Source organism: Pseudoalteromonas sp. P1-8, from assembly GCF_001399985.1.
In the GTDB taxonomy this organism is placed as follows: Bacteria; Pseudomonadota; Gammaproteobacteria; order Enterobacterales; family Alteromonadaceae; genus Pseudoalteromonas.
On sequence record NZ_LJSO01000026.1, the window covers coordinates 1 to 12,537 of the forward strand.

A 12,537-nucleotide genomic window follows, 5' to 3' on the forward strand; every position below is an offset into this window, starting at 1 on the left:
GATTCGAACCAGCGCAGGCTGAGCCGTCAGATTTACAGTCTGATCCCTTTGGCCGCTCGGGAACCCCTCCAATGCAACGGCGCTGATAATAGCAAACTTATTATTTAAGTAAAGAAAAAAACTAAAGAAAAATGCATAAATGCCGATAACTGGTTAATCAAGAAACTATTTGGCTAAAGACTATGCAAATTGATGGTTTGTTGCTCACAGAGAGCCAACTCGATAATCGTCTAAATAAAAGTGTCCACGAGCACCGCTCTGGAGAATTTGCTTTATTACTAGCAATGCTTTCTCATGATGCGCTCGATTTTAGCCAGTTTCACCTGCCAAAAACTGAATTAATCAATCCTGAAGTATCTGAATCTGCTTTGCGCACCGAGTTAGGTGCAGGCCCCACACAACCATTAGCTCCCGAACAGTTTGATATGCTGATTGGGCAAGAAAATGCACTTAGACTATTGCAAGGTGGTTTATCAGACATCAGATTACGTCATTGTTTAAACCCAGAGCCACTGAATGTTCGTGATGATAAGCAACATGTGCCGCTAGAAGTGATTGATAACTGTGAGCCTGCAGTTAGAAAACGCTTTTATGAAAAAAATAAACCCGTTGAGCGCCCACAAATCGATGCAGCTGCATTTTATGATAGCCTTACTGACGAGGCGATACATCAACCTCTTCATTTAGCTACAGCTTAGGTATAAGTGGCTTAATCGAAATGTCATAGACTTCGAATACACTAAGAATAGACTTATATTTAAGTAAAACTGCAAAAAGTACAGCTAAATTAAGATGTGCTTGTTATAATAGCAGTCTATGGCTTAATGCCATTGTCATTGAACCAAGTTACTAGGACTATAATGAAGAAAACATTCACGCTAAACCACGAGAAAATTAAATATCCTCGTATGGTTGATGCAGCCAAGCACGAAGTAAAAAAATACTTAAAACGTGAGCGTAATAAAACACTCCCAGCAGGCGCCGACTATTGGGCGTTTGACTGTAAGTTTGGTGAATCAGCGGATGAGGCCAATGTCGTTCACGTGGCAGAGATTAATAAATGTATTAGCGATATCGAAGCAAAACAGCTTACATCGTTTTACGTTGAAATCTTAGCGCGTCCTGCACAGCGTCAACATCAAGAGTTTGACGAAGAGTAATATCCATACTGTTCTGCAGTAATACTCTTTCAAAAAAAGGGCCCTTTAGGCCCTTTTTTAGTTTTCGTAATTAATTATCGCGCAAATGGATCGGCATTAATTTTTTCTATGTACCACTTGCCTTTTTTACGCATCATTTTCACACTGCGCATATCATCAATTTTCTTACCATTAAAATAACCCGTAAAAATCAAATTGATGTTAGCTTTATCGCCATATTGTTCGCGTAGACTCATGTTAGTCATATCGACTTCAATCACTACTTCATCGTATTGCATATTAACCAGGTTACGAGCGAACTGCCCAGCGGTGCCATAAGATTTCATAATTCGCGCCATTTTCGGCGTGGCATATTCCATCGCAAGATTTAAATTGTTTTGGTTGTATAAAGCATCAAAATAGAGAGTCGCTACATTACCTGGGGTGTTTTTTTCGCCCTTTGGTGCGTCTTCAGAACCGCAACCGAAAAGAATGCTGCTACTTAGAAGGATAAAAGTTAAAAGTATATTTTTCATTGTTGTAGTTTTTCGAGTGAACTTAAAATTAAGTGTGTGACTAAATGAGCATGATGTAAAGTTAACTCGGTAAAATTATTGGTTTTATTTATTTTAGGTAATAAAAAAGGACGCATGCCTGCATCCTTTTTTAACAACTAAGTGATTCTTAGTGGTTACTGAACTAGCTCTTTATCGCTGAACTCTTCAGCAAATAATGGGCTAGATAAGTAACGCTCAGTCGCACTTGGTAAAATTACCACAATGTTCTTGTCTGCGTTCTCAGGTTTTTCAGCAAGGCGTTTTGCCGCAACTACTGCTGCACCAGAAGAAATACCCACTAAAATACCTTCGTTCTTCATCAGTTCATGAGCCATAGCAATCGCATCTTCATTTGATACTTGCTCTGCAGCGTCTACAACTTCTAAATCAAGGTTGCCAGGAATGAAGCCTGCACCGATACCTTGGATTTTATGAGGGCCCGGTTTAACTTCTTCACCAGCTAATGTTTGGCTAATAACTGGAGAGTTAGTTGGTTCAACAGCAACTGATTGTACATTTAAACCTTTTTCTAGTTTAAGGTAACGGCTAACACCCGTAATAGTACCACCAGTACCAACACCTGCTACGAAGATATCAATTTTACCGTCCATTGCTTCATAGATTTCAGGGCCCGTTGTTTCAAAGTGAATTTTCGGGTTAGCTGGGTTTTCGAACTGTTGTAAAAGAATGTATTTTTCAGGCTCACCGGCTTGAATTTCTTTTGCTTTTTCAATCGCGCCATTCATACCCTTAGCGCCATCAGTCAATACTAGGTTAGCACCTAAGGCTTTTAATAATTTACGACGCTCTAAGCTCATTGTGTTAGGCATAGTAAGGGTTAGCTTATAGCCACGAGAAGCTGCTACGAACGCAAGTGCGATACCTGTGTTACCTGAAGTCGGCTCGATTAACTCTTTTTCTTTGGTTAATACACCTGACTTTTCTGCTTCCCAGATCATTGAAGCGCCAATACGGCATTTAACACTGAAGCTTGGGTTACGTGATTCAACTTTAGCAAAAACATTACCTGAGGTTACGCGGTTAAGCTTTACAATTGGTGTATTACCAATCGTTAATGAATTATCTTCAAAAATGTTAGACATAGTGTTCCCTTGGAAGCAATTTATTCAATCGTTGATCAACTAGCTTAGGCCAGCTATCTGTAATAGTCACACTTTACTGTGGTGAATAAAAAACGAAAGTAAAGTTTGGCTATAACATATAGCGAATAGGCTTATAGCATTTAGGAATAAGCAAACAAAGAAAGGGGAGGGCGCACCAAAAGGTGCGCTAATAGGCTCTTAGAGTAACCAAGCGTAGCTAAACTTGGCAAATAACGTACGCTGCTCTTTAGTAATTGATGATAGCTCATCATCTTGATAGCCATTATCAGAGTAGCCAGCAAAGAATACCGTTTGCGGATTCAGCTTATAAGAATACAACAGCTGAGTGGCTAGGTTTTTATATTGGCTATCTACATCATCAATGTAATTAGCCTGATTGCGTTCTAAATCGGTATAAATGACTGCAAGGCGTAAAAAGCTATTCACGTTGAATTGGTAAGTAAAACGTACATCACTTAAGTTGGCGGTAAATACTTCACTGCCATCGGCTTCAAGCTGTTCATAAGTATGACGTAAACGCACTTCAAAATGCTTACCAAGGTTCATATTCAGCACAGGGCGTATATGGAACTTATCACCCACGCGGTTATTCGCTAAATCAACGGCATTACCAGTGTACATATATAAAGAAGCAAATACCCCTGCTTTTGGTTTAAAGTCACTGTAAAAACCAACGCCATTTTCGCTAAACAAGTCTGTGTTGCCGTCAATATCTAAACGTGATTTATCGTGGCGAAGGCCAGTGCGGTTACGGTGCTCAACAGAAACCTCAAAAAAGCTCTGTAACGGGCCGCTGATTGAAAAACTAGTTTGTGCTTCTTTTTCAAGAAGTTCGTTATTTTCGTTATGGGTAATATCCCAATCGGCGTAAAGGTTAGCGCGATTCCACCAATTGCCTTTATCGCCATACCAGCGGTATTCGCCACCAGTCGTAAACTTTTTAAAATCAACTTGTGAGATAAAGCCCAAGTCAGCTCTTAAATCAGCATCACGATAATTATAATCAGCGAAGGCACGCCAGTACTTCTCGTCGTGTTGATACTTTAGGTAGTAGCCAGTACCCGATTGCTGTTCTTTACTTAAAACACGAAGTACGCCTTCGTTATAGTCGCAGTCACTATTTAATTCACAAATTACTTGCTCGGGCTGTAAGCAGTTATCACCATCACATAACTCATCGATAAAATCTTGGCTGTATTGCGTTTGTGATTTTAATACTTGCACTAAGAAAACATCGTTCACTGTTGGTTTGTATTTACTATCAATACTGTAAACCGTGTTTTTATAATCATCACTTTGTCTGTGTGTTGCAGTTGAACCGAGTGATAATCCTGATTCAAAATCGTATCGATAACGCAGGGCACCGTTTTCACTTTTCTCGTCAAGGGCAACAAGAGATGAGCCTAAATTGCCCGGGATCAACACATTGGTTTGTGTATCATTGGCAATGAAGCCGGCAAATGTATGGCCATTTTTACTTCCGGTGATTTTCGTGCCGTAATCTGGCTGGGCAATATTACGGGTATGAATGAGGTTAAGTGTTGAGGCAAAGTAGTCAGCGTTATCTAAAAAGAAGGCACGCTTTTCTGGGAAGAATAAACTGAAATTATTGTTCACACTCAATTGTGCTACATCCGCTTCAACCTGAGAAAAATCAGGATTAATCGTCGCATTTAAGGTGATATCTGGGGTGATGCCCCATTTAACATCGAGGCTGGCTTCAGTGTTGTTCTCTGACTCCCAGTCATCAACTTGTGCGCCATCAATATCGCGTGTCTCATTTTTGCCAAGCACCACAGATGGAATAATCGCCACGTTATTGCCTTGCTTTGCTTGTTCAAAGCCTTGGTAACTTGGCATTTGGCAAATCCAACAGTTGTTCCCATGGTCAATTTGCATATTTGAGATACGTAATCGTTCACTGCGCGGTAAAAAGCGTAAAAACTCCATCGCCATAGTCTTACTTGCTACGCTGTCGTCAAAATTCAATACGCGTAATGGAATGGCAACTTCAACTGTGTAGCCTTTATCATGAATAACACCGACGCTATCCCAAATACCGTCCCATGATGAGCTTTCATGTTTAGTCAGTTCGTTTTCTATTGAATCTTGTTGTACGCCAAGTGGGTTAATAAAAAATTGATAAGCTAATTGAGAATTATTGTATGAATCAATTTTTAGCCCGACTAGGTCATCATCCCAGGCTGCGTCACGGTCACGGTAAAAAGCACGAATAAGTTCTGGGTTTGGGTCATTTGCTTCAAAGCCAATAAAAAGTGTTTTGCCATCTTCATAAACATAAGCGTAGGTGGTGACTGGGCTTTTACTGTTTTCGTAAGGCCAAGTAACGTTGTCTATGGTAATTTTTTTGGCACGTTGCCAACTTGGCTCATTGAGCTGGCCGTCAATTGTTGCCTGCTCTGCAATAAAAGGAAGGGTGACAGGTTGGCTGGTGGCCAAGCTGGTAAAAGGCACGCTTAATAGAGCGGCACTTAACATTGATTTATACATAAGCACTATACGGGTATTCAAAACTGCGAGCATGTTATTAATTTGCAACTTTGTTAACAAATGCAACGCGACAGGGCGCATATATTTACGTTCAAATTAGATTCTAACAAGCTGTGGTGGTAATTTGCGCAGTTAAACGTTAATTTGGCTGTTTTATAACAAAAGTAAACTAAAACGTGGTAAAAGATTACCACCTAAAAATTGAAGTGATCGTTATGAATTTAATTCTAAAATTAATTGCTGGTATTGTTGCCGGTATTTTAGTGGGCTTATATGTGCCACTAACAGGTGTTGAACTCCTTTACACAGTAAAAGAAATAATAGGTCAGTTGATCACCTTTACCATCCCGTTAATTATTTTATTTTTTATCGCATCAGGTATTGCTGGTTTACCAAAAGGGTCAGGCCACTTGTTAGGAAAAACTGTTGGCTTTGCATATGGTTCAACCGTTATTGCTGGAACCTTAGCGTTTTTACTTGTCAGCGCTATGATCCCATTGTTTGATGGCGGTTTAACGTTTGAAGCAGAAGTTGCTACCGAAGTGGGCAGCTTTATTGATCTAGAAATTCCACCTCTTATGAGTGTAATGACAGCACTTGCTGCGGCATTCATTTTTGGTATTGGTATGAGCCAGTTACAGCTTGATACGTTAAAGAAAGTATCTGATCAGGGCCGTGATGTGATTGATGGCTTATTAGCAAAAGTAATTATTCCTGCGTTACCTTTCTACATTGCCGGTGTTTTCGCGGAAATGACAGTTGCTGGCACCGTGGTTGATACGCTGCAAACATTTGGTATTGTTTTGCTAGCTGCATTAATTATGCATTGGCTATGGCTTACTGTTTTATATGTATCTACAGGCCTTTTACTAAAGCGTAATCCTTTAGAGCTTGTAAAAAATATGCTACCCGCTTATTTTACTGCTTTAGGTACAATGTCGAGTGCAGCAACAATTCCAGTTTCACTTCGCTCAAGCAAAGCAAATAACGTAAAAGAAGATGTTGCTAACTTTACAGTACCTTTATGTGCAACTATCCATTTATCAGGCTCAACAATTACGATTGTGACATGTGCAATGGCTGTTATGTTCTTATCACCGAATATGGATGTACCATCGTTATTTGGTATGTTGCCATTTATTATGATGCTAGGCGTTGTAATGATTGCTGCTCCTGGCGCACCAGGTGGGGCAGTTATGTCGGCATTGGGTCTTTTAACAAGTATGCTTGGTTTTAATGAAGGTGCAGTTGCATTAATGATTGCACTTTATTTAGCACAAGATAGCTTTGGTACTGCCTGTAATGTAACAGGTGATGGTATCATTGCCCTATGGGTTGATCGTTTCAGCGAGAAAGCATCAGCTTAAAATTAATTAGTGAAACGATATTTTGATTTATCGTTTCACTTTTTCTGTGCTAATGTGGCACATTAAACTGTGCGAAAGCAGCTATTTGGGTTATTTGAGGGTGTTCCATTGATTAATGTACTTTTAGTTGATGACCATGAACTTGTACGGACAGGGATCAGACGTATACTTGATGATGTTCGTGGTTTTAAAGTGGTGGGTGAAGCTAAAACCGGTGAAGAAGCGGTGCAATTTTGCCGTCAACATTCACCTGATATCGTGTTGATGGACATGAATATGCCAGGTATTGGCGGTTTAGAAGCGACAAAAAAAATCTGTCGTTATTGCCCTGATGTAAAAATTATTGTGCTTACTGTGCATTGTGAAGATCCATTTCCAAGCAAAGTAATGCAAATCGGTGCTCACGGTTATCTAACAAAAGGTGCCGGCTCTGATGAAATGGTTAACGCTATTCGTGCGGTTAATGCAGGGCAACGTTATATTGCGCCTGAAATTGCACAACAAATTGCCCTTGCTCAGGTAAGCGGTCGCACAGATGAAAACCCATTCCAGAGTTTGTCTGAGCGTGAGCTGCAAATCATGCTGATGATCACTAAAGGTGAGAAAGCGCAAGATATTGCGGATCGCTTGAACCTAAGCTCAAAAACAGTGAATAGCTATCGCTATCGCATGTTTGAAAAGCTAAATGTAGGGGGGGATGTTGAACTTACCCATTTAGCAATTCGTCATAAAATGATCGACATTGATAGCTCGCATTAATTTGCTCAATGTCTGATTTCGAACCAGCCCGTTTTCTAAAAACACTATCAAGTGAGCCCGGTGTCTACCGAATGCTTGATAGTGAAGGGCAAGTTATCTATGTTGGTAAGGCTAAAAATCTAAAAAAGCGCGTAAGTAGTTACTTCCGTAGCAATGTGACTGATAGCAAAACGCGTGTATTAGTAAGTAATATTTGCGGTATTGAAGTCACCCTGACCAACACTGAAACCGAAGCCTTATTACTCGAAAACAACCTAATTAAAAAATATCAGCCTCGTTACAATATTTTGCTGCGAGATGATAAGTCATATCCGTATATTCTTTTAACTGATCATAAGCATCCGCGACTTGCTTTTCATCGTGGTAGCCGAAAAATTAAAGGCGAATATTTTGGCCCATTCCCAAGTGCGGGAGCGGTATCTGAAAGTTTGCGTTTAATGCAAAAAATCTTTCCGGTTCGCCAATGTGAAGATGCTTATTACCGAGCTAGAAGCCGTCCATGTTTACAATATCAGTTAAAACGCTGCTCAGCGCCGTGTGTTAATAAAATCTCCGATGAAGAATATCAACAAGAAGTTGATTTTGTTCGCAAGTTTTTGTTGGGCAAATCTCATGAAGTCATTGCCGATTTAGTTACTAAAATGGAGCAAGCAAGTAAAGAACTTAAATTTGAGCTTGCGGCCAAAGTGCGTGACCAAATCATGTTGCTTCGAAAAATGCAGGAGCAACAATCTATTTCAGGTAACCATGCCGAAATGGATGTGGTGGGTTTTGCTCATTTAAACGGTTTAAATGCGGTTCACTTATTAATGATCCGCGACCACAAAGTGCTAGGCAGTAAAACTTATTTTCCTAAAGTGCCAAAAGACTCAGGTGAAGAAGAAATTCTAACTTCTTTTTTAGGCCAATATTATCTAGCTCCCGGTGCAACAGGGCGTATTGCTAAAGAAATTATATTACCGTTTAATATTGAAGAAAGTGAGCCATTAAGCGAAGCGCTTACGGCAATCTCTGCACGTAAAGTGAGTTTAAAAGTTGCTAATCGCGGTGAGCGGGCACAGTATTTAAAGCTTGCTAATAAAAATGCACTTAACAGCATTAGTGTTAAGCAAAGCACGCAGGATTCAATCAACAAACGCTACGCACAATTAAAAGAAACATTACGCCTAGATGATATTAATCGCATGGAATGTTTTGATATCAGCCATACAATGGGTGAAAACACGGTAGCAAGTTGTGTGGTGTTTGATTCGCAAGGGCCTAATAATAAAGAATATCGTCGATTTAATGTTACCGGCATCACCGGTGGTGATGATTATGCTGCGATGGAATTCGCACTTAATAAACGCTACAACAAAGTGGTCGATGAAGACAAAATTCCAGATGTCATCTTTATCGATGGTGGTAAAGGTCAATTATCTCGTGCTGAGCAATATTTTGAAAACTGGCCGCATAATAAAATACCATTGCTGGTGGGTGTTGCAAAAGGTACCAGTCGGAAACCAGGTTTAGAAACGCTATTAATTGATGGCGGACGTAAAACAATACCACTTGATTCAGATGCACCAGCGCTGCATTTAATTCAGCATATTCGTGATGAGTCGCACCGTTTTGCCATTGCAGGGCATCGTAATAAACGACAAAAACAACGTACACAATCATTGTTAGAAGAGATTACCGGTGTAGGACAAAAGCGCCGACAAGCATTATTAAAATATTTAGGGGGCATGCAAGGGGTAAAAGCTGCTAATATAGACCAATTAAAACAAGTTCCTGGGATCAGCCCTGAAATGGCTGAAAAGATATTTAATCATTTGCATGACAAGGCGTAGCCTTCGTGCGAATATAGTAAAAAAAGACATCTCCAAGTAGTTATGTGGAATATTCCAAACACACTCACAACCTTTAGACTTTTTCTTATCCCCATTTTTTTGGTGATATTTTATTTGCCTTTCTCATGGGCGTTTTTCGCAGCTGCGTTTGTTTTCTGGCTTGCGTCAATCACAGATATCCTTGATGGCTATCTAGCGCGTCGTTTAAATCAGTCAACGCCTTTCGGTGCGTTCTTAGATCCGGTTGCCGACAAAGTAATGGTGTGTGCAGCACTGGTTGCTTTATCAAGCCACTACCAAAGTTTGTATATGACTATTCCAGCATTAGTTATTATTAGCCGTGAAATTGTTATCTCTGCTTTACGCGAATGGATGGCAGAGCAGGGTAAACGTGACAACGTAGCTGTATCAAACATGGGTAAGTTTAAAACTGCAGCACAGATGCTAGCCATTATTGGTTTGATCTGGCAGTTTGATACATGGATGATCTACTTAAGTTATGGCCTTTTGTACGTCGCAACATTCTTAACGCTTAGTTCTATGTTGCAGTATTTAATAGCGGCATGGTCAGAATTGACCAAAAATTGATCCTAAACGTTTAATTACACACCGTTTTAGATAAAAAATAAGCAAACAGTTCAAAACTAGCATTTTTTATATTGACGCGTTTAATAATCTCTGTAGAATGCGTCCGTGTTGAGAGGGCATAGCCCCCAAGATAAAGAAAGCGGCACTAGCTCAGTTGGTAGAGCGCAACCTTGCCAAGGTTGAGTCGAGCCTCGTGTGCCGCTCCAATTATCTAATTTGGCGGAATGGCAGAGTGGCCATGCAGCGGATTGCAAATCCGTCTACCTCGGTTCGACTCCGGGTTCCGCCTCCATATAATACTCCACATGCTCTTACGAGCGGCCCGATGCCCGGGTGGTGGAATTGGTAGACACAAGGGATTTAAAATCCCTCGCTGGTAACAGCGTGCCGGTTCAAGTCCGGCCCCGGGCACCATTTACATAAAATACCTCTTCTCTATTTCATTTATATTTCTTTTTATAATCTCATCAAATTATTTTTTTATTGCCAAAATAGCTTTATAGTTTCCTTAGTCTTTTTAAAACAGCTAACGCGTTTCAAGTTTTAATCAATAAATAGGATCAAGGAAAGATAATGGAGCAATTTAAACGTGGCTTAAATCAGTTTTGGGTAGGCGCCGTATTTGGGCTTTGTCTAGCGATCTCATTAGTACTCATTCCTGTTGCGATTATTATGTCGAACATTAACGATGTACTGAAAATTCATGAGGTGAGCGTGCTTGTCGATAAAGTATCGACTGTCTTCGATAAATCAGAACAAGCCATTAGTAATGCCAAAGCAGCGCTAACCGATTTTGATAATGACGTGCTGATGGATATGCTCACTGCTGTGCAATCTTATCAGCAACAATCGCAGCCATTACTAACCGCAGAACAAAAACAAGCATTAAAAGCGCAAATTAAAGCTCAGCTTGTTACTGAGCTTGAGTCCAAACTTAACGAGCAACAAATTACATTCATATTGTCTGTTTTTGAAAAGTTAGCAAATACAAAAAAGGGAGCACAAACGCTCCCTAAATAAGAATTTACTTAACTAGATTATTTACGCCATGCGCCTTTAGGAATGGTTTGATCTAGCTTTTTGTTTTGCGAAGGATCAAAAGTAGGTAATTTACCTGCCTTACGTTGTGTGTTGTAATCCTTCGCGAGCCAAATAACGACGCCCGATAACATAAATAAAGCGATGACGTTAACAATAGCCATTAAACCCATCGAAACATCGGCAAGGGTCCATACGAGTGGCAATTCCCCAAGCGCACCAAACATCACCATACCAAGTACCAATAATCGGAATATCAACATACCCGAAGCATGGTTATGCTCTAAGAACAATAAATTGGTTTCGGCATAAGAATAATTAGCAACTATCGAGGTAAATGCAAAAAACAAAATTGCAATCGCAACAAATATCGCACCCCAACTACCAACGTGTTCTTCAAGGGCAGCTTGTGTTAACGCAATGCCAGTTACACCTGAATTAGGTATAAGCTGTTGTGATAATAAAATAAGGGCTGCAGTTGCAGTACATATAATAATTGTATCTACAAATACGCCGAGCATTTGTACATAACCTTGTGAGGCAGGGTGCGGTGGGTTAGGTGTTGCCGTTGCAGCAGCATTTGCAGCGCTACCCATACCAGCTTCATTAGAGAATAGGCCACGTTTAATACCCTGGATCATAGCCTGCATTACACCATAACCTATTGCACCCGCACCCGCTTGCTCGATACCAAAGGCACTATTAATAACATGCATAAATACGTCAGGTAATAAATCGTAGTTCATGGCACACACATAAAGTGCAACTAACAAATAAGCCAGCGCCATAAATGGCACAACCATTTCTGCAAAACGTGAAATAGTTTTTAAGCCACCAAAAATAATAATGCCTGACCCTAATACTAAGCCGATACCTACAACATAGTTTGGAATACCAAACGCAACATTAAATGCAGCAGCAATAGAGTTTGATTGAACAGCATTAAATACCAAGCCAAAAGCAAGAATAAGGCAAAGAGAAAAGATCACACCCATCCAACGTTTGCCCAAACCATATTCCATATAATAAGCAGGGCCACCGCGAAAGTTGCCATCTTCATCGACGGTTTTATATGCCTGAGCAAGAGTACTCTCGGCAAAACTTGTCGCCATACCTATTAAAGCAATAAGCCACATCCAGAAAATTGCCCCGGCACCGCCTAAATAAAGTGCAACGGCAACACCTGCCATATTACCCGTACCTACTCGCGCAGCTAAAGAAGTACAAAATGCTTGGAATGAAGAAATGCCATCGCCAGAACCTTGGCGGCTCTGAAACATTACTTTGATCATATGTGGGAATTGAGTGAATTGAATAAAACCGAGTCGAAGAGTGAAAAATAGCCCCGCAGCTATTAAAAGGTAAACCAGAATGTGACCCCAAAGGAGACCACTTATACTATTTATAATGTCTGTCATTTTTCTTGCCTTGTGAGCGAGTGGAAAATCTGCGGCGCAAGTTACCATAACAAGCGAGGAGAGTTTAGTTATTCTGCTAAAAAACATCAGTTATCCACAGGTGTTTGTGGGTAACGTGTTTGCATTTGGTGGGTATCTGAATGATTTGAAAATAATCAAAAAAACCTTCAAAAAGTGCTTGCGTTAATTCTTCGCATCCCTATA

11 protein-coding genes and 3 tRNA genes are annotated in these 12,537 nt (G+C 40.2%); 10 read left to right on the forward strand and 4 right to left on the reverse strand.

Annotated features, from left to right (window positions below; genetic code table 11):
* Positions 1-182 precede the first annotated feature (182 nt).
* Together AN213_RS19895 and AN213_RS19900 are read left to right on the forward strand one after the other, a co-directional pair.
* Entirely contained in the window at positions 183-698 is a 516-nt protein-coding gene (locus tag AN213_RS19895) for a VC2046/SO_2500 family protein (RefSeq protein WP_055199461.1), read from the forward strand.
* A gap of 162 nt (positions 699-860) precedes the next feature.
* Positions 861-1,160, forward strand: a complete 300-nt coding sequence (locus AN213_RS19900; protein WP_054564021.1) for a DUF6172 family protein — start codon at positions 861-863, stop codon at positions 1,158-1,160.
* A 74-nt stretch (positions 1,161-1,234) separates the two neighbouring features.
* Here the strand turns inward: AN213_RS19900 and AN213_RS19905 are convergent, their stop codons facing one another.
* The 3 genes from AN213_RS19905 to AN213_RS19915 form a co-directional block, all read right to left on the reverse strand.
* On the reverse strand, positions 1,235-1,675 hold the full coding sequence (locus AN213_RS19905) for a hypothetical protein (RefSeq protein WP_055199462.1): 441 nt from the start codon (positions 1,673-1,675) through the stop codon (positions 1,235-1,237).
* Between the two features lie 155 nt (positions 1,676-1,830).
* Entirely contained in the window at positions 1,831-2,799 is a 969-nt protein-coding gene (gene cysK, locus AN213_RS19910) for a cysteine synthase A (protein WP_054564019.1), read from the reverse strand.
* 198 nt (positions 2,800-2,997) lie between these two features.
* Entirely contained in the window at positions 2,998-5,331 is a 2,334-nt protein-coding gene (locus AN213_RS19915) for a carbohydrate binding family 9 domain-containing protein (protein ID WP_095209803.1), read from the reverse strand.
* A gap of 215 nt (positions 5,332-5,546) precedes the next feature.
* On the opposite strand from AN213_RS19915, the gene AN213_RS19920 reads away from it, so the two are divergent.
* From AN213_RS19920 to AN213_RS19955, 8 genes are all read left to right on the forward strand, one after another.
* A complete protein-coding gene (locus AN213_RS19920; RefSeq protein ID WP_054553767.1) occupies positions 5,547-6,698 on the forward strand; it encodes a dicarboxylate/amino acid:cation symporter in 1,152 nt (383 codons plus the stop codon).
* 108 nt (positions 6,699-6,806) lie between these two features.
* Positions 6,807-7,457, forward strand: a complete 651-nt coding sequence (gene uvrY, locus AN213_RS19925; protein ID WP_054564041.1) for a UvrY/SirA/GacA family response regulator transcription factor — start codon at positions 6,807-6,809, stop codon at positions 7,455-7,457.
* A gap of 8 nt (positions 7,458-7,465) precedes the next feature.
* The gene (gene uvrC, locus AN213_RS19930) at positions 7,466-9,289 is read left to right on the forward strand and encodes an excinuclease ABC subunit UvrC (RefSeq protein WP_054564018.1); all 1,824 of its coding nucleotides are present in this window, start codon (positions 7,466-7,468) and stop codon (positions 9,287-9,289) included.
* A 42-nt stretch (positions 9,290-9,331) separates the two neighbouring features.
* Positions 9,332-9,877: a CDP-diacylglycerol--glycerol-3-phosphate 3-phosphatidyltransferase gene (pgsA, locus tag AN213_RS19935; protein WP_054564017.1), complete on the forward strand. Its 546-nt coding sequence runs from the start codon at positions 9,332-9,334 to the stop codon at positions 9,875-9,877.
* A gap of 139 nt (positions 9,878-10,016) precedes the next feature.
* Positions 10,017-10,083 (forward strand) — tRNA-Gly (locus AN213_RS19940).
* A gap of 12 nt (positions 10,084-10,095) precedes the next feature.
* A tRNA-Cys gene (locus tag AN213_RS19945) sits at positions 10,096-10,169 on the forward strand.
* Between the two features lie 35 nt (positions 10,170-10,204).
* A tRNA-Leu gene (locus AN213_RS19950) sits at positions 10,205-10,291 on the forward strand.
* Positions 10,292-10,450: 159 nt separating this feature from the next.
* Entirely contained in the window at positions 10,451-10,897 is a 447-nt protein-coding gene (locus tag AN213_RS19955) for a hypothetical protein (RefSeq protein WP_054564016.1), read from the forward strand.
* A 17-nt stretch (positions 10,898-10,914) separates the two neighbouring features.
* On the opposite strand, the gene AN213_RS19960 is transcribed toward AN213_RS19955, so the two are convergent.
* Positions 10,915-12,333: a sodium:alanine symporter family protein gene (locus AN213_RS19960; RefSeq protein WP_054564015.1), complete on the reverse strand. Its 1,419-nt coding sequence runs from the start codon at positions 12,331-12,333 to the stop codon at positions 10,915-10,917.
* Between the last annotated feature and the right edge of the window lie 204 nt (positions 12,334-12,537).